Here is a 24,850-nt window from a genome sequence, read left to right on the forward strand (position 1 = left end):
GGTATGATTATGGTCAAGAAGAAGAAAATGTCCACAGCACTCAGTGCAGCTTTAATCGTTTCTATGTTGGCTACTGGCGTGATAGTCGCTACTCAAGGTACAACAACGTTAGAAGTAGCGAAGTCAGCAGGGGATAAAAAGGTTGAAGTTATTAAATAAAGCATACGCGAGACCTTCTAGAAAGTTAAAAGAACCTCAGCTCGGTTAACCGGGCTGAGGTTTTTTTCTGTATCATTATGCATTGAAAAAATGCAACTCTAGATGAAATAAGAATAGAAAAAAAGTAAAGTGATGCCGCGGGGCAAGAGCTTCTACCAAGTGCCTATTAGGCGTATCTAATCATTATTTTGCCCTTTAATTCGTTAAGCTGCTCACGAAACCGCAAAATCAGTAAGAAACTTTAGAATTTTTTAATATCTTACCACTATTTTCTTAAACACTCTTTTCTAAAATGAGTGGAAAGGGAGGCAAAACAGGAAACAGAATGAAAGACTAAAGTTAACAGTGAAAGGATGAATTTAGAAAACCATGAAAAAATGGCTCCGTAAGGATGCTTCGGCGGCCATGTTCTTCCTTGTGCCAAGCGGCATCGGATTTGCACTCTTTTACCTTATCCCGTTTGCCATGGGCGTGTATTATTCGTTTATGAGCCATTCGGTAGACGGTCATTTTGTGGGACTCGATAATTATCGTGAGCTGCTCGGAAGTGCTTCTTTCCTCAAAGCAGCTTCCAACACGTTATATTTCAGTACGATCAGTGTTCCACTTATGATCATGCTGTCATTGGGGCTCGCGATGCTTCTACATAAAAATGCCTATATCCAAAAATGGCTTCGAACAGCTTATGTGATGCCGCTTGTTGTGCCCACCGCCTCGATCATCATGATTTGGCAGATCCTTTTTGATTGGAACGGGTCCCTTAACGCCTGGCTGGATAGTTTCGGATACGGACGGGTGGATTGGATGAAATCCGAATCGGCACGTATAGTCGTGATTATGGTCTATATATGGAAGAACATAGGTTACAACGTTATTTTATTCCTTGCCGGACTTCAGCAAATACCGAAGGATTACTACGAAACGGCTCGAATTGAAGGTGCTGGTCGTTTACGGCAATTTCGGAGTGTTACACTGGTTTATCTGACTTCGACGATGTTTTTTGTAGTGATTATGTCCATTATTAACTCATTTAAAGTGTTTCGGGAAACGTATCTCATTGCTGGCGGTTATCCCCATGACAGTATTTACATGATGCAGCACTATATGAATAATATGTTCATATCACTCGACATTCAGAAACTAACCGCAGCGGCATCCTTGATGTTTGTCAGTATACTGCTGATCGTTCTAGCTCTGTTTGCGATGGAGCGTCGGCATCGGCAGTACATGGAGTAGGAGGTGAAGCAAAGTCTGTGCGAATAGTCTACATATTGAAAAATGGTGTATTAACATTCATCCTGAGTGTTATTGCCTTGATCTTAATATCGCCAATTGTGATTATATTCACAAATTCGATGATGACAGAACAGGAAATTGGGATCAATTATGGCCTCATCGGGCAAATGAATGAAGCAGCCGTAGGTAGAGACGGTGCATTTGCAAACCTGAAGCTGATTCCGGATAAGGTCTCCTTTGCACAGTACGGGAAGGTATTTATCGACAACCCGAAATTTATGTTGATGTTCTGGAATTCGGTGTTCATGGTCGTACCGATTATTGTAGGTCAGACTCTTGTTGCGGCCCTGGCTGCCTATGCATTCTCCAAGCTAAAATTTCGCGGCCGGGACTCTATGTTTTTGGTATATGTCATGACGATGCTCATGCCATTCCAAGTCACGCTGGTACCCAATTACATTATGGTCGATATGCTTGGGATGCTGAATAGTACGAGTGCCATCATTCTTCCTGGCATCTTCGCAGCTTTTGGCGTGTTTATGCTCAGACAATTCATGCTGGACATTCCCTACGCCTATATTGAAGCTGCCAAAATGGACGGAGCAGGACATTTAAGGATATTTGTTACGATGATTATTCCGATGATCAAGCCGGGATTAGCCGCACTTGTGATTTTACTCTTCGTTGATTATTGGAACATGGTGGAACAGCCTCTTATTTTTTTAGAAGACCCGTTCAAGCAGCCGCTGTCCGTCTTTTTATCCACGATTAATCAAAGCGACAAGGGTATTGCTTTTGCTGCATCCATGCTCTATATGGCCCCGATGGTGATGGTATTTCTGTATGCGGAGTCGTATTTCATTGAGGGTATTCAATTATCCGGAGTTAAAGGTTAACTTTTCAGTGCTGGTTTTGGGAGGAGAAGAAAGGATATGGAGTTAAATACAGGGGCTACTGAGCAAAGACGAAAGCGAATCATTCTAGTCGTGTTCATAAGTTTTATGGGATTGCTGCTGGTCTTCACATTGTTCAGCAATACGCTGCAATCGCTAACCTTACCGAAAGTGACTACGGAGCAGCCTAAAATGGGAGACATCCAGTTAGTTATTGAAGGTAGCGGAATCCTTCAGCCGATTGCTGAAGCCAAGTTATCCAGTTCAACCGAGCGGAAGACTCAGCAGATTCTTGTGAAAGAAGGCGATCGTGTAAAGAAAGGACAGAAGCTTATCACCTATGATAGTCAATCGACAAAACAAGAAATTGAACTTGAAGTAACAAATCTGGATAAGCAGAAGATCGAGCAGCAGAATCTTCAGGACCAGTTCATCCAATCGTCCCTCGAAGAAGATGAACTTAAGCTGCGCAGCGCACAACGTGAAATTGAAAAAGGCAAACTTGATATTGCTGCGCAGGAGCGCAAGATCAACGAAATGAGAGAACAACTGACCAAAGATCAGGTACTGACCGCTCCGTTCGACGGTATTATAACGAAGTTGAACGCGGTAGAAGGACTGGCTTCCACAGGCGAGCCGGATATCATTGTCTCGAACAGCGGGCAAGGGTACAAGTTCGAGGTTAATGCGGATGCAAAGCGTTTGTCCAGGTTAGGGATATCCATCGGAGAGCGGATCAAGGTAGAGGTAGATACAGATCAAGAGCGGCAAGCCAACAGCATGGATGGCATCATTGAAGAAATCATTAATGCGGAGCCACTTATAGAGGGAGCATCTGATGAAGGAGCGGGGATGGTAACCCTCCCTCAAAAGATCCTTCGTATTAAGCTCCTCGATGCCGAACTGAAGGGAGGTGAGCAGGCTCGGGTGAAAATCGAGAAAAGTTCTCTCGATCAAGGGCTGCTTATTTCCAATGAAGCTATTCATCAGGACCGGGAAGGCACTTATGTTTTTGTAGTCAAGGAGCAGCCGGGGGCACTCGGTAATGTATTTGTTGTTCGCAAAGTCAAGATTGAGTCCAGCGAGAAGAATGACAAAGAAACGATGATCCAAACCGACATCATCTATGCAGAGGATAAGATCATTCTGAAAAGTAGCGAGCCTCTGCAAGATGGCGACCGTATCCGCTTGGAATAGTGAGACGTAACAATAAGAAGAGTTCAGGAGGAATTATACAATGAAAAAGTGGATTTTGATCCTTTCTATGGGGGTTCTTATCACGAGTTTAACCGCATACAGTCCAGGGGGAAGTAGTACAGCGGATAAAGTGACATCGAAAGATGGAAAAACAGTCCTTACCTTGTCTGTGACAGAGTCGACCCCATTCTATCAAACAGTGGAGAAAAAATTCGAAGAGAAATACCCGGACATCGATCTTCAGATCAATGCATATAAGACGGGAGAACAATGGGGATCAGGGGACTACGAGAAGTATCGGAATTCTATGAATACAGCCATGTTATCGGGAAAAAGCATGGATATCATTGAAGTTGATGACCTCCCATTCAAAGAATATGTAAGCAAAGGTGTTCTTCTCGACATGAACGAATTGCTCAATAAAGATCAGACATTGGATAAAGACGATTTGCAAATGAATATTTTGGACGGTTTGAAGGTGAATGATGGAATGTATACCGTACCTTTGGGGTACATGTTACGAGCATTTGTAGGAGATGGGGAAATGCTGAGCAACGCTAATGTTAAGTTTGATGATAAGACCTGGAACTGGAAAGAGTTTGAGAAGGTTTCAAAGGAAGTAATCCAAAAGAAAAGCGGTACCGATGAGGTTTATGCGTTAGCGTCCTACCCGCCCGAACTCCTCTTTCAGGAGATGCTTGTTGAGAACTACGCTGCATTTGTCGATCCTTCGGCCAAAAAGGCAACATTCGATTCTACCGAATTTGTGAATCTGTTCGAGCAGGTTAAACAAATGTACGAGGAAAAGATTGTGACATCGGAAGAAGCAAAGCCGGGCAATCAAATGTTCAATTCCACGTCAATTACGTCGCCAATTGATTTTATCGAAGGTCCCTACATGCTTTTTGATCAACCCAAGCTGCTGCAATCACCGCAGGCGGGAGAAATCGGAGATCGAAAAGGCTCGCGAGTAGCTACTATAAAACAGTTCGCAATCCATGCCAAATCGCCCGTAAAGGATGAAGCCTGGAAGTTCATCAGCTTCTTATTGTCGGAAGAAGTGCAAATGTTACAAGATCGAGAAGGATTCTCGATGCTTAAATCCGTGAATGAAAAGAAAATTGATGATCTTCAAGAAAAAGTTAAAAATGGCGAATACAAGCTTCCAAATGGGGAGATGGCAAAAGTATCGGATGAACAGTTCTCCGTGTTTAAACAAATTGTTCAATCCGCCGATCAATATGTAGATCTGGATGTTAAAGTGTTAAATATTGCCGGAGAAGAGTCCGTTGCATTCTTTAGCGGACAGAAAACTGCAGAGGAAGTAGCCAAACTGATCCAAAACCGGGTCACAACTTATCTAAACGAATAGGTAAATGGCGGGAAGCAGCCTGCATTCGTGCGCTGCTTCCTGCTTCACAGAATGAAAAGCGGGCAAATGTCTTTTTATACAGGGAGGTAGATTCATGTATAGGCCGAAAAAAGCATATGTGACAATACTACTCAGTGCCGCCGTGTTGGGTCATTTCATGGCCCTTGACGTATACGGGGCATCCACGGCTGATCATCTCGTTTCCAAATCTGCTGTAGCCGCGTCTGGTCTGACATTAGATCAACTGGGCTCAGTTTCGTTGAAGCAGAGCGTCCATGTAAAGCTGACCGGTACGGATGTTTTTACTCAGCCAGGTGGAAGTATTCTTATATATACGCTTCGTTACAGTAACAGCAGCGGCAATAGGGTGGATCTTATCGATTATTTTTCCAAGATTTCTACGCCGAGTGGTACGACTATAAAAGGAAAAGCAGTGACCCGTGATGCTGATAAACGAACGGTGCCTGCGAACAGCAGCCTTTCTGTGACGTACTATGCAAACATAGGCAACTCGACAAAGGTCAACGGGATCAAAATTTCCATGTTCGGATGGGATTTTAACAGCGCAAATTATCAGAAAAAGCTGGGACAATTCACGATTCCTGTTCAGTACTCATCTATAATTCCGATAGGTAAGAGCAAAAAGATTACAATAAATAATCTTCCTGTCACAGCCAAGGTGGATACCTTGCAGAGGTATAAAATTAATGGAAAAGTGTATGTTCAATTGGGACTAGGGCTCTCGAACGGAGGAACCAAGATGCTAAGTGACCCTGGATATAAAGCATATCTAAGGTCAGCGGGCGGTTCAACATTTGAGCTTGTACCCGATTCAGCCAGCTCCGGCTACAAGCTTCAGTCTCAGGAGAGCAGAGTCATCAATTATTGGGCTGAGATACCCTCCACGATGAGGACACATGGCATGACTCTGCAGCTTGCACAGGAAGATGAAGTATTGAAGATCCAGCTCCCAGTGCAATCGTTCAACCTTCCTGATGCAGCCCCGGATGTTGCTGTAGTGAAGGGCAAAAGCACCAAGATCATGATGAAACAGCAGCCAGTCACGGTCAAGGCGGAACAGATGCAGCGAATGAATCATAATGGAAAAGTATACATGAGAGTGGCCGTTCAATTTGCAAATGGGGGCAAGAAGGTACTAAGCGATCCCGGATATAAAGCACAACTGAAATCGGCCGGGGGCTCAGTATTCGATCTTGTGCCTGAGGATGATACTGGGAGCAACTTCAAGATCCAGCCAGGGCAGAAACGAACGATATATTATTTGGCAGAGGTTCCATCCAACCTTAAAACAGAACTTATGACGATGCAATTTACGCAAGAAGACGAAACGTTGAAAATGATGCTACCAGTAAAAACCTTCAAACTTCCAGCTGTTACCGCTGATAAGCCTGTGCCGGATTATGGCATCAGAAAAATTTCGGTGAACCATCAAACGATTGAAACGCAGCTGAAATATGCTTCTGTATATACTGAGAACAATACTGGCAAATGGAATATTCAATTCCGCATTAAAAATCTCAGTGAAAAATCCGTGAAGCTGCCAGCTTATGAGCTTTCCATCTTTACGGATGAAGGTTATAGCATTCCGGTGAATGCCAAGGCAATTGACCATGTTACGCTGAAACCGATGGAGGAGAAGCTTATCGATCTGGATGTAGATGTGCCATTGCATATGAAACAGAATACGCTGCAGCTGCAATTGACGGAGCCTACTACGGAAGGGAAGATTAGCTTCCCGACGGCCCTTTATAAAATTCCATATGCTCAAGAAGGCAAAAGCCATCCGGGCTTAGAAGATATCATCGAGAATAGTCACGGGACATTTGGCGTGAAGCTTAGCTCATATCAGCGGCTGCCATGGGGAGATAAAGATCAGATCGTAGCCCGAATCAGCATTCGTAATACCAAAACGACGACCGTGCAGCTGCCTGTGCTAAAAGCAGCAATAAATGCTGGAATGCGGGATCTCAGTAGTACAGGCCAAATCGTGGTACAGGATAACCAGACGACCTTGGCGCCCAATGAAACCGTGGAACTCTATGTCCTTGCCAACATACCGTATTCGTATAATTTCAATCAATTACGAATTGAGCTCAAGGAAACAACTGGCGAGGACATTACTAAATTTCTGTCGTTGAACTTTAACGCGTTCAACAACGCTATGAGCCTGGTTCCTGCAGGCGACTCTTATCCCATCCGTACTCCGGGCAAGAAATCAGAAGTCCGTGAACGCTTGACCACCATTTACCATGACGCTAAGTCCAATCTAATGTACACGGAACTGGAAATGACCAACCAGGAAAAACGGCAATCCAAGCAGTCACAGTTAGTTGCTTACTACAAAACACCAGATAACGAGTATTTTGAGGCAGAGGTCAGCCAATCGTCCGCCAAGACCAGTCCGAAAGGGAAAAACCTGGTGACGGTCTGGAGCAAGCTTCCACTAAATGTGAATACTTCGCAGCTTGAACTGTATGTCGGAGAAGGGGTTGCGAATGGAAAGATGGCAGATGTGGGGGATGAACTCACGGGCTCTATTAATACTGTTCGTTTAGCACTTAGCCCTAGAGTTGTACAACCAGCAACGAATCTGCAACATGTGGAATTGTTTCCGTATCAGCTCAACATTACGAGAGGTGAGGGAACGCTTAGCGCAGCGAAAGATATGCTTAATATCGTTATTTATTATGATCTCTTAAGAAATGGAGATTATGAGACAGGTTCTACTGACCATAAGCTCATTATGGAAGTCATTGACCCGAGCGGGAAATCCATAGAGAAGGTATTAACACTTGGTACCGATTTAACCGTTGGCAATAATAAATCATACTTCATGAACTTGAATACCAACTTAAGCAAAATCATAAATAGTGGGACAGTTCGAATCAATCTGTATGATGAGTTCCAAGGACGAAGAATATTGCTCGGAAGTCAAGTCTATCCATTCATATATGAAGAGCAGGCCAATAAACCAGATAGCGAATAAAGATAATAATATACAAGCGGTTGGAGGACAACATCTCTGAAGATATGATACTATATTTTCGGAGATGTTTTTTGTCGACGGACAAGAACATACTCCCATCAAGGTCGCTATTTTAGGCGACTTTTTATTTTATCGGTACACGGGGAAAGGTACCCCTGCACCAAAACATCATAACTGATTGAGTTTGCTTTCAGGCTCTTCACCATTTTCTACACGTCTTATATTCTTTATAAAGAAATCATATCTTGTTTTATGAAATTTCCGACCATCAGGCATTCCTGCTGTATGGGGAGTAAGTATCACATTACCCAGATTCCGGAGCTCACTGTCAATAGGAAGCGGTTCAGATTCAAACACATCCAGGCATGCGCCTGAAATATCCCCGTTTTTTAATGCATCAATCAAGTCTCTTTCGTTGACAATGCCTCCGCGGGCTGTATTGATAAAAAGAGTGGTATTTTTCATTTTTTTGAATGCCGCTTTGTTGATCAGCTGTTTGGTTTGCTGATTCAAGGGTACATGTACACTGACTATGTCCGATGTGCTTACAAGAGTATCGAAGTCCGTCATTTTCACAAAACCATCCGATTGTACAGTGGCATTTCTCGCATACGCCAGCACATTCATATCAAAAATCCTGCAAAACGCAGCTACTTTTTTTCCAATAGCACCCAAACCGATAATTCCAATCGTTTTTCCTTTTAACTCACTCCCTGCGTAGTCCAATTGATTTTCATCCATCTTGTTTTTCATGAAAGTATCAAGAAACGGTATGTTTTTATAATAAGACAATATCAGTGCCATTACGTGTTCTGCCACTGCCTGTGCATTTACTCCTCCAGCATTTGCAACCCAAATGCCGCGCTGTGTACAGGCAGGGACATCCACATTATCAAATCCTGCACCCGTCTGTACCAATTTTAATTTTTTTGCGTTAGAAAGAAGACTGTGATCCACCTTAATATGTTCAGGGATGAGTACCTGGCAATCTTCAATATGATCCAGCATTTCTTTTCCGGGCGGAACAATTACAACGTTCCAGTCTTGCGGAAAACTCCTTGCAATATTTAATTTTGAGGTCTCGCTAAAATAGCCCACTATGAGAATCTTCATTGCTAAACCACCTTTCATAAGCTATACCATTCTTCGAATAAAACCCGTTTGATGCACGTCATTTTATCCTTTTAATACAATTTTATCAAGAAAATCTCACATGGAGAAAGTGAGTTTGGAACAGTTGCATCAAGCTAAATCTAAATTAACGTCTGCGGGAATTAACCCGGAAACTGTTTAGATGACGCATTAATATATTGGGGGGGACGTTTGTAGTGTTGTATCAAATACTCTTTTATATGTAAATACAAGGAATTATATCATTCGAAATAGAATATTAGTTTAGTGTGATTGTCTATTTCCAAGATTAGTTATATTGGTCAAGTGAGACGATTCACCTCTTAAAGGGATATTAATCCTTATCCTTTTATGAAAAAAATCGAAGGGATTGATACGGATGAAAACTAAACAATTATCGGATATGAATAAAAACGTGAACAATGGCATGGTTGGTTTTATTGAATTCTCAGGTAAACAAAAAATGAATTGGTTTGAAAGCGAGGAACAAATAAATGGAATTGGTATTACAAAATGTAGAGAAGAGTTTTGGTGAAAAAAAAGTATTAACTAATTTAAATTTTCAATTTGAAAAGGGAAAGATCTATGGCCTTCTTGGGCGCAATGGCGCCGGCAAAACAACGTTATTCAATTGTTTAGGTGGCGAGATTCGAGTGGATGGCGGCAAAATGAAACTTGTCAACGAATCAAAATCGCGTGACTTGGAAATGGATGATGTAGGATACGTTTATTCATTACCACTGTTACCAGAATTTCTGACGGGATATGAATTTGTACGTTTTTTTATTGATGTTAACGTAGATGTAATTGAAGGACGAGGAAACAATATTGATGCACTGTTTGATATGATGCACATTGCGCAGGATGACCGACATAAGCTCATTAAACATTACTCGCATGGAATGAAGAATAAAGTTCAAATGTTGTTATTTTTACTCATAAAACCTACAGTGATTCTGTTGGACGAACCTTTAACTTCCTTTGATGTCCTCGTTGCGAGTGAGATGAAACAATTGTTACGTGATTTAAAAAAAGACCATATCCTAATTTTCTCGACCCATATATTGCAATTGGCAACGGATCTATGTGATGAGTTAATTATTTTAAATCAGGGGAGTTTAACACGGATTTCACCCGAAATCCTTACTCAACCCGACTTTGAAGAACAGGTAATTGAATTATTACGGAATGAAAGCCAAAACGGAAGTACGAAGGAGAACGCCGATGACGGGAATGATTAGTACAATTTCTCGTATATGGCAGTTACAGATGATTACACTGGTCAATCGTTTGATCTATTTCATGCAAAAGTTACCGTTTGTAGGTCAATTAATCAGTGAACAAACTTATGCTGCTTTTCGGACGAAACGTACAATCAGTGCAATTGCGGTTATTTTATTATTTGTCGCTGGTTTATTGGAAAGCTTATTATATTTCGCGGGAATGTTTGTATTGCCCATGCTCTTATGGACGGAGAATGTTAATCGTACGGAGCATTTTAACCTTCTTCTTCACATGTATTTTTGCATAAGTGGCGTAATGGCTGGGGTAACGAGTGCAAAAGTGTTGGAATCAAACAAAATGAAGTATACATCTGTCCGACTTATGCGGATAATCCCAACCAAATTTATGCGAGCTACGCTATTTTTTCGGTATACGACATTTTTCTTCTATCAAGGGACTTCAATGACTCTGGTTGCGGTACTCTTTAAATTCTCAATTACTCATGCATTGCTGATTGTGGGAATGATGACTTTTTGGCGAGTGATATGTGAATTTTTACATTTGGCATTATTTAAATGGAAAGGCATTATTCTTGTACAGAAAACATGGGCTACGAGTTTGAGCATGTTGCTGGCACTGACTTTTGCTTACCTTCCTTTCACAAAACTTAACCTTCCTCTATTTGGATCTGTGATATTTGATCAACCGGGGCTTTTGATACTGATATCGTTGTCTGGGGTTATCTGTGGGTATATTTTACTAAAACATACGGATTTCACATCTGCAGTGCGCGCAGTAACAAACCACGCTGATCCATTGTTAAATCCAGAAATACGGATGGCTGATCTTCAACAGAGAATGGTTCAGTCAAAAGAACATGATCTTAGCAGGCCTTCTTCGTCTAACCTTCATGTCAACGAGCAGCGCACAGTAGAAAAAAAGGGATATGAGCAATTACACGAAATTTTTGTTACCAGGCATACCGCTCTCCTCCGTGCACCGTTCCACAGACGTTTATTGGCTATTATGATCATAGGCATACTCCTACCTTTGTTGGTACTCATTTTCAAAGATCATCTTTCACTAAATTCAATTGAAAGATTCTCACCTTTAATCATTATGGTCATGCTAAATCTGACAGTAGGTAGCCAGATTTGTAAGGCTCTATTCTACCATGTTGATAAGCCGCTGATGCGCTATCCATTTTACCGCCAGCATGCGAAGCAGCATTTTCTGTTAAGATTTAAATGTATATTAAGGATAAATCTAACGTTAGGTTCTTGTATAGCAGCTGTAATAAGTGTATCTATACTTGTATTAACTGGAGGACAGGATATCAGTTTGCTACTTCCTATCTGGGTTATAACCATTGCACTGGCTGTGTTTTTCTCAGTACATCATCTGTTGTTATACTATGTAATTCAACCCTACACAACGGAGTTGGAAACCAATAGTCCTCTTTTCTCATTCGTAAACGGCCTTGTTTCATTGAGTTTTGTTGTGGCGATGTTTCTAGGTCCTACACTATGGGGACTAACTGCTGTTATTATCGTGTTGACTTTAGCCTATCTATCCAGTGCTGTCCTTCTCGTAACCAAATATGCTGTAAACAATTTTAGAGTGAGATGAGAAGGGGATATAAAGATTTGAGATCGTTATCGTTGTAATTTGTTTTTATCCCCGGGTATAAACGCTAAAAGCATTGAGTCTCAATCCCCACGAGAGCCTACGTAATGTAGGAGGGATGAGATTCAATGCTTTTTTGATTTAGAGAAGGGTTGAATGTTCGGCAAGTTTGGCAACTTGTTGAAATGGTATACACAGCTAAAAGTGAAAACAATGCAGTGACTTGGCCAAACGATCTACTATGATTTTGTTCCAGGGCAAGGCAGATATTACCTGCCGGAAATTTCATTCAGCGAGATTTCCTGTTCCTCCAGCAGTCGTTTCAGCTTTTGGCGCTGCCGTTTTTCCTTCTGACGGCGCTCTTTGTCCTCAGCCTTTAGAGCCTTGAGCAGGGAGAAACACATACCGATAAGGACAATAGCGAACGGCAATGCGGTTACAATGGATGCCGTCTGGAGGCCAGTTAACCCCCCGCTGATTAGCAGTACTACCGCGATGGAGGACTGCATAATTCCCCAGGTTAATTTCACTCTTGTACTTGGGTCCAGTTTGCCATCTGAAGTGAGCATGCCCAGTACAAAGGTAGCTGAATCAGCCGACGTAATAAAGAAGATCATGATCAGCATTGTGGCGATGAATGCCACGATCGTGCCCAAAGGCAGCTGCTCCAGCATAAGGAATAAAGCGGTTGTCGTATCTTCCTTGACAGCCTCCGCCAGATGAGCGGCATTGAACAATTCCATGTGAAGTCCTGTTCCGCCAAAGACAGAGAACCAGATAAATCCGAAAAGACTTGGAATAACCATGACGTAAATTACAAATTCCTTTATGGTTCTTCCTCTGGATACCCTTGCGATAAAAGTTCCGACAAAAGGAGCCCACGAGATCCACCATGCCCAGTAAAATAACGTCCATGCTCCAATCCAGGTTTCTCTTGAGAACGGCGTCAGTCTCAAACTCATGTTAATAATATTCTGCATGTAACTGCCCAAGGTTGTTGTGAATGTGTCAAATATAAAAGAAGTCGGTCCAGTCACCAATACAAACAACATCAATAACAAAGCTATAACGAGGTTGACGTTGCTCAGAATCTTAATACCTTTATCCAGACCGGAGGTTGCCGAGATTAAAAACAGTACGGTTACAACGATGATAATGACAACCTGAGACAGAGTCGAGTTAGGAATACCGAATAAGTGATTCAGACCCCCGCCGATCTGAAGAGCGCCCAATCCAAGCGAGGTCGCAACACCAAAGATGGTGGATATGACCGCCAGAATATCAATAACCTTACCAAGCCAGCCAGCAGCAAGACGCTCACCGATCAGAGGAATAAAGGTGGAACTGATCAGCCCTTTGTATCCTTTCCGGAACTGGAAGTAAGCAAGTGCTAAGCCAATGACGGTATAGATAGCCCAAGGATGTAGCCCCCAGTGGAAAAAGGAATAACGCATTGAAAGTATGGCTGCTTGCGTTGTTTCGGGTACCGCCCCCTCAGGTGCAGATAAATAGTGGGACAGCGGTTCAGCAACTCCCCAGAAAACCAGCCCAATGCCCATACCTGCGCTAAACAGCATGGACAGCCAGGAAACCGTAGAATACTCCGGCTCATCATCGTCATCCCCAAGCCTAATACCGCCAAATCGGCTGAATGCCAGATAGAAAGCAAAGATCAGGAAGAACAGTGTCGCTAGCAAATAAAACCAGCCAAAATTCTGAATAGAGAAGTTGTAGGCAACATTAGCCACATCCGCTAGCTGATCAGGAGCGACGGCTCCCCATATTGCAAACAGTGCAACGATGATAATTGTGATTGTAAATACCATGATGAGACCTCCATTATGTAAGCTTCAGCCAACTGTTTCCTTAGTATGTGCTAGTCCAACTTGTAATATTTCGAAAAGCTAGCTGTTGATAAATTAAAACAAACCGCCATGTAATGAAACACTCAGCGGTTTGTTTTGATCTTGCCTGAATAATATATGGCCTATAATCTCTTGTTAATCTGAGATATTGTATCATCTCATCTAACTAGTTTTATTCATTTATGAAAAGAAATTGTAGAAGGCTGACTGTCATCGTAAATTTACAGATCCTTAAGATTATATTGCATGCGTGTAAGCATGTCGGTCATCATTGCAACTTCTTCTTCACTGAAATCCAGTATCATCTGATGAAGAAACTGGTTTCGATCCTGCTTGAAATTGGCGATATGCGTTAGCCCTTGTTCTGTTAACCGGACGAAGGTTTCCCGATGATCGTCGGGGTTTCTTCTTCGTGAAACCAAACCGTCTGCTTCCAGTTGCTTCAAATGGCGTGTAACAGCAGCACTGTCAATATGAATGGCCTTCTGCAAATGGCTTTGTGTAACTTCTTCATGAAGATAGAGATGATACAGCAGAACGTATCGTGAGGAACTGATCCCCGTACAACGTTCAAATTTAGGTTTCAACTGATTGCTTATATTTTTAAGTAATATTAATAAGGTTTCTTGTTCCAGCGAACAATTCATGTTTGCCCCTCCTTGAATGGTGCAGAATGTCTTGAAAAGCTTCATGTAACAAGGGCAGATTCCTTCCAAGACATTCAGCAACTAAAGGCAAATATATCACAATGTGGAGACTACTCACACTATCGCTTTGAATCATGCCCAAAACGTGGTCTCTTCGGCTGGCATACGGTAGGAGGTGTATCCCTCGCTTGCAGCTTTTCCAATTGTCAGTAGCATGACTGGTACATAGCGTTCTTTATCCAAGCCAAACACTTCGGCTATTTGATCTTTTTCATAACCGCCGACTGGATTGGTGTCATACCCATGTGCACGGGCAACCAGCATCAATTGCATGGAAACCAGACCGGCATCAAGCATAATGACCTCGTTCATTTCAGCATCGGACATGTTGTTATAGATCGGTTTGAATGCCTTCAACTGAAAGTCCTTAACATCTAGTGGCATTAAGCCATGCTCAACAGCTTTTCCATAGATGTTTTCTGCATAATCGAAATTGTTTTTGTCTGCAAACACAGCAATGACAGCAGAAGCTTGAGCGACTTTTTCTTTGTTAAAGCGGGACAGTGGGACGAGTTTTTCTTTTCCCTCTGGAGTATCCACCACAAGGAAGCGCCAAGGCTGCATGTTGATGGAGGAAGGGGCAGTGCTAGCTTCATTGATGATTTGAGTCATTTCTTCCCTGCTGATTTTTACGGATGAATCGTATGTCTTAATGGAGCGGCGTCCATAAATAATTTCGTTAAAATCGTTTGTTTGTTGGTATGGTTTCATAATAGTTACTCTCCCTTTATATTTAGTTGAGCCATCAATGTTTGACTAGTCAATTGTTGATAAGTCAAATATAAACGAACACTAAGTCCATTTCAATAGTTTTTTTATGTAAAAATATAATAATAAAAGCAACATTTCTGACGATTCTAACTTAACTTTTGCATAATTTTATCCTGGTTGTTTAAAAATGAGTAAGGATAATATGCATGAACTCCAGTGACTAGATACAAATAAATAAATAATCGGGAATAACATGTAAAAGGATATTAGCTTAGAGGAGTGATACAAAAATGAAAGCAGTCGTGATTAATCAATATGGAAGTAAAGAAGAGTTAGTTGAGCAGGAAGTGAATAAACCGAGGGCAGAAGCCAATCAAGTGGTTGTAAAATTAGAGGCTACATCCATTAATCCAATCGATTGGAAATTAAGAGAGGGTTACTTAAAAGAAATGTATGATTGGGAATTCCCTATTATCTTAGGCTGGGATGTAGCTGGGGTCATAACTGAAATTGGTTCAAACGTTACCAAATGGAAAGTTGGGGATCGAGTATTCAGTCGTCCTGATACAACACGTTTCGGTTCGTATGCTGAATATACAGCAGTTGATGAGCACCTTCTGGCAAAACTACCTGATTCAATCTCATATGAGGAGGCCGCGGCTGTACCTTTGGCTGGTTTAACAGCATGGCAGGTACTGTTTACTCATGGCGATCTAAAAGAAGGTGAAACTGTACTTATTCACGCTGGAGCTGGTGGTGTAGGTATGTATGCCATTCAATTAGCAAAAAATGCCGGCGCTCATGTTATCACAACAGCAAGTGAAAAAAATCATGAACTTCTTTATTCGTTAGGTGCTGATCAGGTCATTGATTACAAAAAGGAAAACTTTGAAGAGATTCTAAAAGATATAGATTTAGTGTTTGACACGATGGGTGGAGAAGTAGCTGAGAATAGCTATAAGGTGCTAAAGCCAAATACCGGAAGACTGATTACCATTGTTGGTGAACCCAATCATGATACTGCTAAGTCTCACAATGTATTAGCAAAGGGGATTTGGCTACAGCCAGATGGTGATCAATTGCAGAGAATGGCAGATCTGATGGAAGAGAAAAAGATAAAGTCGATTGTAGGGGCCACATTCCCGTTTAGTAGACAGGGGATTTATGATGCACATGCTTTGAGTGAAACTCACCACGCTGTAGGTAAGATTGTCATTACATTTTAAAAAAGGACCGTAAGTGTTCATCTTCCATCGATGAATGCTTTCGGTCCTTTTATGTTTATCCCATACTAATGAACGACGGGATCGGTTTCCGACTCTCTTTGTTAACGTCTTCGGAAGGCTCGGCAAAACCCGCAATAATGCTCCCAAGTACACCACCCGGTACGTCCCGCCCAATCAAGTTGCCGCTTAAACAGCTAATAAATCCACCAACAATGAGTACCCAAAGCAGATCCATGGATTGTTCTCCTTTCTTCGAGTATTACAAGTTATGTTGGGCTGAGTGGAATATACGATGAAATCGCAATCAGAGATTTAATTGAGCTTGTACTGAGAAGAGAAAACTACGTCGTTCAAACGGCTGAGAACGGTAAAATAGCCTTGCAGCTGCTGGATACTTTTGGGCCGGATCTGGTGGTGCTTGATTTGATGCTTTCATAGAGACTGCTCTAATCAGCCCTGCAGAAAAATTACTGAACATGTATTTCCGATTTGATATCATTTCGACTTAAAAATTTCATTAAATCATTACGCAGCTGCACAATCTCATTGTTAGCATTATTCGCATAATCGTGCAGGAATCGGATCGGCTGACACGTTTGATTAATGAACTGTTGTTGCTATCCCGATTCGACAAGGCTGGTTCTAACGAACTGGAAGTCGAGAAGACAGAAATGAACGAACTGATTCAGCAAGTCGCAACGAGTATGGGTGCCAAGGCCAAAGATAAAGGAAGCGAGATTATGTTCAGGGAGAATGAAGCGAAATCGGAGGATAAGCTTCTGACGAAAGCCCAAGCCAACGTGAATCCAATGCTGATGTCCCCTGCGATCGCCAACCTTGTGGACAATGCCATCAAATATTCAGGCAGTCCATCGCTAATCGAATTGAAGTTGAAGCATACGACAAGCGAGATAGTTATACGGATACGTGATCAAGGTATCGGTATCGAGGGCGATGAGCTGGAGAGAGTGCAGGAACGTTTTTACCGGGCGAAAAATGCAAGCACAGCGAACGGTTCAGGTCGATGTAAAAGAACGAATACCCTTTAAAGTCGCTATTTTAGCGGCTTTTTTTGTTATGGCTTTAGCCAGTTGAGTGCGTGAAACGCGCGAAACAAAAAACCACCCGCTATGCGGGTGGAGGGATCGAGGGTTTGACCACCAAGACCATTCCGATAAAATTGAGATGTTCAGGCTCAAAAGAAAGGAATGGTCTTAGATGGCAAACAAGAGCTATAGCCTAGCTCACACAAAGTGGATGTGCAAATACCACATTGTATTCACCCCGAAGTATAGACGGAAAGAAATCTATAATCAAGTGAGAAAAGATTTAATCGAAATTTTCAAACGTCTGTGTAAGTACAAGGGAGTAGAAATTATAGAAGGTCACATGATGCCCGATCATGTTCACATGTTGGTAGCGATTCCACCGAAAATGGCAGTCTCCACGTTCATGGGATATCTAAAGGGGAAAAGTTCACTAATGATATTCGAGAAGCATGCCCAGCTCAAGTATAAATATGGCAATCGAAAGTTTTGGGCAGAAGGGTACTATGTGAGTACAGTGGGTCTAAATGAAGCAACGGTAAGAAAGTATATTCGTGAACAAGAAGCACATGATCAAGCGTTAGATAAGCTGAGTGTAAAAGAATACGAAGATCCATTCAGCAGTAATCGGAGCAAAAAGAAGTAAAACCAGTTTAACTGGTGAGTGAAAGTGACAAATAACACTGAGCCTGAACAGCCCTGCTGTCAGGCTAGCGTCTTTAGGCGCAGTTTGGCAACAGGGGGTTATACCCCAAGAGCAAACCACCCGTTGGACGGGTGGTCCTGATTGTGAAGAAAAGGTACAAGTGCTTTCCAGAGTCAATTAGTTCCCTTTAATGAAAAAATAAAAGCACAACATTAATGGATACAAATATGCGGCACAGAGAAGCGGATGACCAAACCGTTGAAATTGTCGGTCTATAGGAGTGAGAGAAGGATTAGGATATAAGGAATGCAAATTTCTCTCCTGTTCCTAAAACGTAAAGAAAGCGGGGTGAAATAAATGGCCATTTTATCAACTGGACCGATTGAGAATAATACGGTCAGTGGTGTAAGACCAACACAACAGCTGACCATTAATATTGATAATAGAAATTTGGTTACGAATGCAATTGTTTTGATTCAGGGTTATTACCTAAACGGAACCAGAACGGAATATATACTCGAATTAATTAGCGTAAATCCAAATCAAGCCATAAAAAAAGATTATTTTGCAAACCTAGACGTATTTGAATTTGTCTTTACAACGAGCGGTTTAGCAGAACAACAAGTAGAAATTTCAGTTTGGGGAAAAAACTCCATGGGACAGCTCGTAACGCCTCACCGTATTGTATCTTCAGAATTGTTAGAAGACAATGGAGCCACGGGAATCACAGGCTCAACCGGCGCAACTGGGGCCACGGGCGTAACTGGAGCTACGGGGAACACAGGTTCAACCGGTGCGACTGGGGCAACGGGCGTAACTGGATTAACTGGAGCTACAGGGAATACAGGCCCCGATGGAGGTGCAACTGGAGCCACGGGCGTAACCGGAGCCACAGGCATCTCAGGTGCAACCGGCGAAACAGGGGCAACGGGCGTAACCGGAGCCACAGGCATCTCAGGCGCAACCGGCGAGACAGGGGCAACGGGCGTAACCGGAGCCACAGGCATCACTGGCGTAACCGGCGAGACTGGGGCAACGGGCGTAACCGGAGCCACAGGCATCACTGGCGTAACCGGCGAGACTGGGGCCACGGGCGTAACCGGAGCCACAGGCATCACTGGCGTAACCGGCGAGACTGGGGCAACGGGCGTAACCGGAGCTACGGGCATCTCAGGTGCAACCGGCCAGACAGGCGCAACGGGTGTAACTGGAGCCACAGGTATCACGGGTGCTACCGGCGTAACCGGAGCCACGGGGATCTCAGGTGCAACTGGCGAGACAGGGGCTACGGGGGCAACCGGAGCCACAGGCATCACGGGCGTAACCGGCGAGACTGGTGCTGCCGGCGTAACTGGAGCCACGGGCATCACGGGCGTAACCGGCGAGACTGGTGCAACCGGCGTAACCGGAGCCACAGGCATCACGGGTGCAACCGGGGAGACTGGTGCAACGGGGGTAACTGGAGCGACAGGCATCACGGGTGCAACTGGCGAGACTGGGGCCACGGGTGTAACCGGAGCCACAGGCATCACGGGTGCAACCGGGGAGACCGGTGCAACGGGGGTAACTGGAGCGACAGGCATCACGGGTGCGACAGGCATCACGGGTGCAACTGGCGAGACTGGGGCCACGGGTGTAACCGGAGCCACGGGCATCTCAGGCGCAACCGGCGAGACTGGGGCAACCGGTGTAACCGGAGCTACGGGCATCACAGGTACTACCGGCGAGACTGGGGCAACGGGCGTAACCGGAGCTACGGGCATCTCAGGTGCAACCGGGGAGACAGGGACAACAGGTGCAAGTGGAGCCACAGGCATCACGGGTGCAACCGGCGAGACTGGGGCAACGGGCGTAACCGGAGCTACGGGCATCACAGGTGCAACCGGGGAGACAGGGACAACAGGTGTAACCGGAGCCATGGGCACCACGGGCGCAACCGGGGAGACTGGGGCAACGGGCGTAACCGGAGCTACGGGCATCACAGGTACTACCGGAGAGACTGGGGCAACGGGCGTAACCGGAGCTACGGGCATCACAGGTACTACCGGAGAGACTGGGGCAACCGGCGTAACCGGAGCTGCGGGCATCACGGGTGCAACCGGCGAGACTGGGGCAACCGGAGGGACAGGTGCAACGGGGGTAACCGGAGCCACGGGCATCTCAGGCGCAACCGGAGGGACAGGTGCAACGGGGGTAACCGGAGCCACAGGCATCTCAGGCACAACGGGCATAACTGGGGCCACGGGCATCTCAGGTGCGACTGGGCAAACAGGCACAAGTGGGGCAACAGGTGCAACGGGCTCAACTGGAGCCACAGGGAGCACAGGTGCAACCGGGGCAAATGCCACAATACAAAATGGATTATTTAATGTTAGCGTACCTTCTGTTGCAAATGCGACAGCTATTTCGTATACGACTGTATTTATTAATGGCACTAACATATTGCATCCTACAAGTACAACCTTTGTACTGGCAATAGGCCACATTTATTTGGTTTCGTATACGTTTAGAGCAACGAGTTCTGTAGTTGGGAACGTTACGGTCACACCAAGAACTAACCTCGTATTTCAAAGTCGGTTTTCAGGGAGAGCAGTTACAGGAACTTTAGATGCGAATGTAAGTGTATCGGGTACGTTTTTAGCTGATGCTACTTCAACTGCGCTTACAATCGATTTTCTTTATAATGGATCGGCAACAGCTACACTTACAGATGGTTCTGTTTCGATTATTCAGGTTCAGTAGCGGAGTGGAAGATGAGCGCCTAAATTTTTGTTAGTTTAAAACCAAAGGGGTGGAGGTGGATGAATATTTCTACCTCTAATCATTTTGGAAAAAAGGAGAATAAAATTTTATGGCTATTTTATCAACCGGACCGATTGAGAATAATCCGGTCAGTGGTGTAAGGCCAACGCAGCAACTGACAATTAAAATGGATAATCGAGATTTAATCAATAGTGCCGATGTTTTGATTCAAGGATACTATCTAGACGGAGCTCGAAACTTATACGTAAACGAACTCATTAATGTGAATCCAAATGAAGTAATAACGAAGAATTATGATGGGAACTTTAATGCTTTTGAATTTGTCTTTACAACGAGCGGTTTAGCAGAAGATCAGACGGGAATCTCGGTTTGGGGAAAAAATGTAGAAGGGCAACTTGTAATTCCCCATCGTATTGTATCTTCAGAATTGCTAGGTGCAAATGAAGTAACAGGACCCCCAGGAACAACGGGAGCTACAGGAGCCATAGGAGCCACTGGGGCTACAGGGGCTACAGGAGTCACAGGAGCGACGGGAGCCCCAGGTACGATTGAGCCTAATGCGACCATCGTGGGAGTAGGACCAAATGTCAGCTCTCAATTTAACGAATTAAGAACCAGTGAAAAAACGCCGATTATTGAGTTGACTTCTGTATATGGCTTATCCAACCTAAGAGACATTGTTTTAACATTGGGCGATGCTACAGTGGGAAGTAATAATACGGAATTTCAATTAACTACAACTATATCCGGATCTGACATTGCTATTCTTCAAAGCTCGGAGAGAGGAAGGTATGAATCAGGTTTAGCGGGAGAAATAGGAATAGGAGTTCGATTGCCGGCTCCACCGACAGGGGCCCAAGTGGTCAGATGGGGCGCTTTTGACGATCAGAACGGCTTATTCTTTGGACAGAGCGTAGTGAATGGAATATTTGTAGCGATCAGAAGAGCAGGTGTTGACACTATTATTCCTCAAGCATCTTGGAATGTGGATAAATTAGATGGAACAGGTCCGAGTGGCGCAACGCTTAGTTTATCTACAGGGAATATATTTCAAATCGTATTTACATGGTACGGGTATGGAGTAATCGAATTTAGAGTCGTCATCCCTGATCCTGCAACTTTAGCACAAGAAGTAATTATCGTTCATCGCTTTTCCCCCAATGGGCAAACCAGTCTGGCCGATCCTAATCTTCCGCTACGTGCGGAAATCTTTAATAATGGCACAGAATCAGAACTCAATTTATTCGTTGGAGGAAGACAATACAGTATATTGGGTAAATATAATCCCGTTTTCAGGGTTACTTCCGAAAGGAGAACTGTAACTGCAACAGGGTCACTCACACCAATTTTGTCTTTCCAGAGAAAGACATCCTTCCCGCCAGGTTCAGGTAGGGCAAATTCAGTGAGTGTCAAATTAGAAAGTATTGATCTTATAACTACAGATGATATTTATTATCAGATCATATTAGGCGGAACGATTAATGGAGGCTTCGTAAACTTTCCAACAGCAACGACTAATATTCCAACTTCGGAAACAGCTCTTCTAATTAACAACACACTAACGACAATTGCGGATGGTCAAGTCCTATTACAAGGCTTAGTAGCCGGAGTTGCGGGAAGTGTCAGAATATCAGCTTCAGCTTCATTATTGGATTTCCAATTACCTGACTCTGAAATTGTGACTTTAGCCGTAGCGAATTTAAGCGGGGGGACTAATCCTGTTACGGCCACCTTCAGTCTTACTGAAGAATGGTAAAAAGTAATAGGAGAAGGAGGAAATTCACTTTTCCCTTCCTGCGAAGGAGGAACTATCTTGTCGGATATTATAATCTCAAATGTGGGTCCCAATATAAGTTCGCAATTCGATGAGCTAATTGTATCGGAAAAAACCCCAATTGTGGAGTTAACATCTGCATATGGTCTATCCATTCTAAGAGATTCCGTTACAACCCTTGGGGATGGTACGGTTACCAATGATGCAACGGAATTTAATCTAAGCAATACCACTAACGGAATAGATTCAGCCATTCTAGAAAGTGTATTACGAGGTAGATACGAGCCAGGATTCGCAGGAGAAGCCGGAATCGGCGTTCGAATACCTATGCTGCCGATAGGTAATCAGATTGGAAGATGGGGATTCTTTGACGATCAGAACGGGGCTTTTTTTGGAGTAAATAGCACAAATGTATTCGTGGTCATACGGCGAGGAGGCTCCGATACAACATTTCCTCAAAGTTTATGGAATGTAGACCGATTAGATGGAACAGGTCCGAGTGGAGCGACGCTTAGTTTATCTAAAGGGAATATATTTCAAATCGTATTTACTTGGTATGGATATGGAGTAATCGAATTTAGAGTGGTCATCCCTAATCCGTCGACTTTAGCGCAAGAGGTAATTACCGTCCATCGATTCTCTCCAACAGGTCAAACGAGTTTTATTGACCCGAACCTCCCATTAAGAGCACAAATCGATAATAACGGAACTGCAGAAGCTTATACCCTTTTTGTAGGAGGAAGACAATATAGTATTATCGGAAAATATGATCCTACTTTTAGGGTCACTTCGGAGAGGAGAAGGATTACTAATCTTACATCAACACTAACGCCCGTCCTATCATTTACAAGAAAAGCAATCTTCCCTTCGGGATCAGCTAGAACGAACTCTGTTCAGGTGGATCTAGAAGAACTAAACATTATCTCATCCGTAGATCTTAGTTATCAAGTACTTGTGGGTGGAACTCTTGATGGAGCATTTATTAATTATCCAACAGCTACAACGATCATTCCCGATAGTGAAACAGCTTTGTTGGTAAACAATTCGTCTACAACGATTACCGGAGGAGAAGTAGTGTTTCAAGGTGTTACAGGAGGCGGAACAGGTGTTGCCAGAATATTAGCTTCATCAGAACTATTGGACTTCACGCTTCCTGAAAATCAGGTCGTAACATTAGCTGTATCAAATATTGGTGGGGCAGGCTCAAATATAGTTGATGTGGTATTTAGAGTTGCTGAGAGCTGGTAAAACCTCAGGTCATAATGATGCACAATAGATGTTGGGAAGGGGTAAGAGAGAATGATTTTATCCACCGGACCGATAGAAAATAATCCTGTTAATAGTGTAAGGCCGACACAACAGTTGACGATCAAAATAGATAATCGAAACTTAGTCGATGGCTCGAATATCCTGATTCAAGGTTATTATTTGAATGGAACAAGAACACTATATGTACTTGAGTTAATTTCTATAAATCCTAATCAGGTCCTAACCAAAAATTATTACGCAGACTTTAATTCTTTTGAATTTGTCTTTACAACGAGCGGTTTAGCAGAGCAACAAGTTCAAATTTCAGTTTGGGGTAAGGATGCTTCCGGACAGCTTGTCTCGGCGCATCGCTTAGTAGCTTCTGAACAACTTGACGAAGCATAAGAAGCAAGATAAACGGCGGGCTTGAATTAGATAAAACAAACTCGTCAAAACACTTAGAAAAGAAATGAAGAGGATGGTGGATGTGTCTTTTGGCTCAGGGGATGATAACAGCCAAAAACCAATCTTCCGAAAAACACGACAATGGATGAAATCAGTACAAAAATAAAAAAAGGACCGTAAGTGTTCATCTTCCATCGATGAATGCTTTCGGTCCTTTGATGTTTATCCTGTACTAATGAACGACGGGATCGGTTTCCGCCTCTCTATGTTAACGTCTTCGGAAGGCTCCGCCGCGTGCCAGAGCAAAGAAGATGAGCAGGGCAATAATCGAGCCAACGATGGCGGGAATAATATGAAATCCGCCAATTACCGGCCCCCTTGGTCCCAACAATTCCGTTCCTAACCAGGAACCGATAAAACCCGCAATAATGTTCCCAAGTACACCGCCCGGTACGTCCCGCCCAATCAAGTTGCCGCTTAACCAGCCAATAAGTCCACCAACAATGAGTACCCAGAGCAGATCCATGGATTGTTCTCCTTTCTTCGAGTTTATTACAAGTTATGTTGGGCTGAGTGGAATATACCTCACCTTCCAGTTGGTGGAGGAATCTAAA

Annotated in this window: 22 protein-coding genes and 1 pseudogene; 17 read left to right on the plus strand and 6 right to left on the minus strand. The window is 43.4% G+C overall.

Annotation, left to right across the window (positions count from 1 at the left end):
* Positions 1–9: 9 nt before the first annotated feature.
* The 6 genes from NSQ20_RS17490 (at position 10) to NSQ20_RS17515 (ending at position 7,864) form a co-directional block, all read left to right on the plus strand.
* On the plus strand, positions 10–159 hold the full coding sequence (locus tag NSQ20_RS17490) for a hypothetical protein (RefSeq protein ID WP_165789877.1): 150 nt from the start codon (positions 10–12) through the stop codon (positions 157–159).
* A 369-nt stretch (positions 160–528) separates the two neighbouring features.
* Entirely contained in the window at positions 529–1,395 is an 867-nt protein-coding gene (locus NSQ20_RS17495) for a sugar ABC transporter permease (protein ID WP_340030414.1), read from the plus strand.
* Between the two features lie 17 nt (positions 1,396–1,412).
* Positions 1,413–2,291: a carbohydrate ABC transporter permease gene (locus NSQ20_RS17500; RefSeq protein ID WP_340030415.1), complete on the plus strand. Its 879-nt coding sequence runs from the start codon at positions 1,413–1,415 to the stop codon at positions 2,289–2,291.
* A gap of 36 nt (positions 2,292–2,327) precedes the next feature.
* Entirely contained in the window at positions 2,328–3,485 is a 1,158-nt protein-coding gene (locus NSQ20_RS17505) for an RND transporter (RefSeq protein WP_340030417.1), read from the plus strand.
* Between the two features lie 40 nt (positions 3,486–3,525).
* Complete coding sequence (locus NSQ20_RS17510) at positions 3,526–4,857, plus strand: extracellular solute-binding protein (protein WP_340030418.1); 1,332 nt, start codon at positions 3,526–3,528, stop codon at positions 4,855–4,857.
* A 94-nt stretch (positions 4,858–4,951) separates the two neighbouring features.
* Positions 4,952–7,864: a hypothetical protein gene (locus NSQ20_RS17515; RefSeq protein ID WP_340030419.1), complete on the plus strand. Its 2,913-nt coding sequence runs from the start codon at positions 4,952–4,954 to the stop codon at positions 7,862–7,864.
* Between the two features lie 168 nt (positions 7,865–8,032).
* Here NSQ20_RS17515 and NSQ20_RS17520 read toward each other — a convergent pair whose 3' ends face one another.
* On the minus strand, positions 8,033–8,977 hold the full coding sequence (locus NSQ20_RS17520; RefSeq protein ID WP_340030420.1) for an NAD(P)-dependent oxidoreductase: 945 nt from the start codon (positions 8,975–8,977) through the stop codon (positions 8,033–8,035).
* Positions 8,978–9,374: 397 nt separating this feature from the next.
* On the opposite strand from NSQ20_RS17520, the gene NSQ20_RS17525 reads away from it, so the two are divergent.
* From NSQ20_RS17525 to NSQ20_RS17535, 3 genes are read left to right on the plus strand one after another with little or no spacing between them, the layout of a single operon-like run.
* Positions 9,375–9,530 carry a hypothetical protein gene (locus NSQ20_RS17525; RefSeq protein ID WP_340030421.1) on the plus strand — a complete coding sequence of 52 codons (156 nt, stop codon included), beginning with the start codon at positions 9,375–9,377 and terminating at the stop codon, positions 9,528–9,530.
* Complete coding sequence (locus tag NSQ20_RS17530; RefSeq protein ID WP_340030422.1) at positions 9,490–10,236, plus strand: ABC transporter ATP-binding protein; 747 nt, start codon at positions 9,490–9,492, stop codon at positions 10,234–10,236. Before NSQ20_RS17525 ends, NSQ20_RS17530 begins: the two co-directional genes overlap by 41 nt.
* Positions 10,220–11,848: a hypothetical protein gene (locus NSQ20_RS17535; RefSeq protein ID WP_340030423.1), complete on the plus strand. Its 1,629-nt coding sequence runs from the start codon at positions 10,220–10,222 to the stop codon at positions 11,846–11,848. Before NSQ20_RS17530 ends, NSQ20_RS17535 begins: the two co-directional genes overlap by 17 nt.
* Positions 11,849–12,114: 266 nt before the next feature.
* Here the strand turns inward: NSQ20_RS17535 and NSQ20_RS17540 are convergent, their stop codons facing one another.
* From NSQ20_RS17540 to NSQ20_RS17550, 3 genes are all read right to left on the minus strand, one after another.
* The gene (locus NSQ20_RS17540; RefSeq protein WP_036671491.1) at positions 12,115–13,671 is read right to left on the minus strand and encodes a BCCT family transporter; all 1,557 of its coding nucleotides are present in this window, start codon (positions 13,669–13,671) and stop codon (positions 12,115–12,117) included.
* A 260-nt stretch (positions 13,672–13,931) separates the two neighbouring features.
* Positions 13,932–14,357, minus strand: a complete 426-nt coding sequence (locus NSQ20_RS17545; protein ID WP_036615356.1) for a MarR family transcriptional regulator — start codon at positions 14,355–14,357, stop codon at positions 13,932–13,934.
* A 132-nt stretch (positions 14,358–14,489) separates the two neighbouring features.
* On the minus strand, positions 14,490–15,128 hold the full coding sequence (locus tag NSQ20_RS17550) for a nitroreductase family protein (RefSeq protein ID WP_340030424.1): 639 nt from the start codon (positions 15,126–15,128) through the stop codon (positions 14,490–14,492).
* 290 nt (positions 15,129–15,418) lie between these two features.
* Here NSQ20_RS17550 and NSQ20_RS17555 point away from each other — a divergent pair, with 290 nt between their 5' ends.
* Complete coding sequence (locus NSQ20_RS17555) at positions 15,419–16,354, plus strand: NADP-dependent oxidoreductase (protein ID WP_340030425.1); 936 nt, start codon at positions 15,419–15,421, stop codon at positions 16,352–16,354.
* A 124-nt stretch (positions 16,355–16,478) separates the two neighbouring features.
* Here NSQ20_RS17555 and NSQ20_RS17560 read toward each other — a convergent pair.
* Positions 16,479–16,589: pseudogene (locus tag NSQ20_RS17560) on the minus strand (GlsB/YeaQ/YmgE family stress response membrane protein); the annotation flags it as partial.
* A 68-nt stretch (positions 16,590–16,657) separates the two neighbouring features.
* Between NSQ20_RS17560 and NSQ20_RS17565 the strand changes: the two are divergent.
* From NSQ20_RS17565 to NSQ20_RS17595, 7 genes are all read left to right on the plus strand, one after another.
* Complete coding sequence (locus NSQ20_RS17565) at positions 16,658–16,792, plus strand: response regulator (protein ID WP_340033037.1); 135 nt, start codon at positions 16,658–16,660, stop codon at positions 16,790–16,792.
* Positions 16,793–16,923: 131 nt separating this feature from the next.
* On the plus strand, positions 16,924–17,403 hold the full coding sequence (locus NSQ20_RS17570) for a HAMP domain-containing sensor histidine kinase (protein WP_340030426.1): 480 nt from the start codon (positions 16,924–16,926) through the stop codon (positions 17,401–17,403).
* A 169-nt stretch (positions 17,404–17,572) separates the two neighbouring features.
* Positions 17,573–18,046: an IS200/IS605 family transposase gene (gene tnpA / locus NSQ20_RS17575; RefSeq protein ID WP_100529447.1), complete on the plus strand. Its 474-nt coding sequence runs from the start codon at positions 17,573–17,575 to the stop codon at positions 18,044–18,046.
* A gap of 357 nt (positions 18,047–18,403) precedes the next feature.
* Entirely contained in the window at positions 18,404–20,788 is a 2,385-nt protein-coding gene (locus NSQ20_RS17580; RefSeq protein WP_340030428.1) for a collagen-like protein, read from the plus strand.
* Between the two features lie 109 nt (positions 20,789–20,897).
* Positions 20,898–22,565 carry a hypothetical protein gene (locus tag NSQ20_RS17585; protein WP_340030429.1) on the plus strand — a complete coding sequence of 556 codons (1,668 nt, stop codon included), beginning with the start codon at positions 20,898–20,900 and terminating at the stop codon, positions 22,563–22,565.
* 57 nt (positions 22,566–22,622) lie between these two features.
* On the plus strand, positions 22,623–23,831 hold the full coding sequence (locus NSQ20_RS17590) for a hypothetical protein (protein ID WP_036613939.1): 1,209 nt from the start codon (positions 22,623–22,625) through the stop codon (positions 23,829–23,831).
* A gap of 51 nt (positions 23,832–23,882) precedes the next feature.
* Positions 23,883–24,236 (plus strand): hypothetical protein, encoded by a 354-nt coding sequence (locus tag NSQ20_RS17595; RefSeq protein ID WP_036613938.1) that lies wholly within the window; start codon positions 23,883–23,885, stop codon positions 24,234–24,236.
* 268 nt (positions 24,237–24,504) lie between these two features.
* On the opposite strand, the gene NSQ20_RS17600 is transcribed toward NSQ20_RS17595, so the two are convergent.
* Positions 24,505–24,762 carry a GlsB/YeaQ/YmgE family stress response membrane protein gene (locus NSQ20_RS17600; RefSeq protein WP_024630063.1) on the minus strand — a complete coding sequence of 86 codons (258 nt, stop codon included), beginning with the start codon at positions 24,760–24,762 and terminating at the stop codon, positions 24,505–24,507.
* Positions 24,763–24,850 lie beyond the last annotated feature (88 nt).

Source organism: Paenibacillus sp. FSL K6-1122 (assembly GCF_037977015.1).
Taxonomy (GTDB): Bacteria; Bacillota; Bacilli; order Paenibacillales; family Paenibacillaceae; genus Paenibacillus; species Paenibacillus amylolyticus.

What these genes read in the sequence shown, in the direction of transcription:
- NSQ20_RS17545 (WP_036615356.1), bottom strand. Translation starts at nt 14,357, where the DNA reads ATGAATTGTTCGCTGGAACAAGAAACCTTATTAATATTACTTAAAAAT.
- NSQ20_RS17600 (WP_024630063.1), bottom strand. Translation starts at nt 24,762, where the DNA reads ATGGATCTGCTCTGGGTACTCATTGTTGGTGGACTTATTGGCTGGTTA.
- NSQ20_RS17520 (WP_340030420.1), bottom strand. Translation starts at nt 8,977, where the DNA reads ATGAAGATTCTCATAGTGGGCTATTTTAGCGAGACCTCAAAATTAAAT.
- NSQ20_RS17525 (WP_340030421.1), top strand. Translation starts at nt 9,375, where the DNA reads ATGAAAACTAAACAATTATCGGATATGAATAAAAACGTGAACAATGGC.
- NSQ20_RS17585 (WP_340030429.1), top strand. Translation starts at nt 20,898, where the DNA reads ATGGCTATTTTATCAACCGGACCGATTGAGAATAATCCGGTCAGTGGT.
- NSQ20_RS17505 (WP_340030417.1), top strand. Translation starts at nt 2,328, where the DNA reads ATGGAGTTAAATACAGGGGCTACTGAGCAAAGACGAAAGCGAATCATT.
- NSQ20_RS17550 (WP_340030424.1), bottom strand. Translation starts at nt 15,128, where the DNA reads ATGAAACCATACCAACAAACAAACGATTTTAACGAAATTATTTATGGA.
- NSQ20_RS17530 (WP_340030422.1), top strand. Translation starts at nt 9,490, where the DNA reads ATGGAATTGGTATTACAAAATGTAGAGAAGAGTTTTGGTGAAAAAAAA.
- NSQ20_RS17495 (WP_340030414.1), top strand. Translation starts at nt 529, where the DNA reads ATGAAAAAATGGCTCCGTAAGGATGCTTCGGCGGCCATGTTCTTCCTT.
- NSQ20_RS17490 (WP_165789877.1), top strand. Translation starts at nt 10, where the DNA reads ATGGTCAAGAAGAAGAAAATGTCCACAGCACTCAGTGCAGCTTTAATC.
- NSQ20_RS17540 (WP_036671491.1), bottom strand. Translation starts at nt 13,671, where the DNA reads ATGGTATTTACAATCACAATTATCATCGTTGCACTGTTTGCAATATGG.
- NSQ20_RS17535 (WP_340030423.1), top strand. Translation starts at nt 10,220, where the DNA reads ATGACGGGAATGATTAGTACAATTTCTCGTATATGGCAGTTACAGATG.
- tnpA (WP_100529447.1), top strand. Translation starts at nt 17,573, where the DNA reads ATGGCAAACAAGAGCTATAGCCTAGCTCACACAAAGTGGATGTGCAAA.
- NSQ20_RS17580 (WP_340030428.1), top strand. Translation starts at nt 18,404, where the DNA reads ATGGCCATTTTATCAACTGGACCGATTGAGAATAATACGGTCAGTGGT.
- NSQ20_RS17510 (WP_340030418.1), top strand. Translation starts at nt 3,526, where the DNA reads ATGAAAAAGTGGATTTTGATCCTTTCTATGGGGGTTCTTATCACGAGT.
- NSQ20_RS17595 (WP_036613938.1), top strand. Translation starts at nt 23,883, where the DNA reads ATGATTTTATCCACCGGACCGATAGAAAATAATCCTGTTAATAGTGTA.
- NSQ20_RS17555 (WP_340030425.1), top strand. Translation starts at nt 15,419, where the DNA reads ATGAAAGCAGTCGTGATTAATCAATATGGAAGTAAAGAAGAGTTAGTT.
- NSQ20_RS17515 (WP_340030419.1), top strand. Translation starts at nt 4,952, where the DNA reads ATGTATAGGCCGAAAAAAGCATATGTGACAATACTACTCAGTGCCGCC.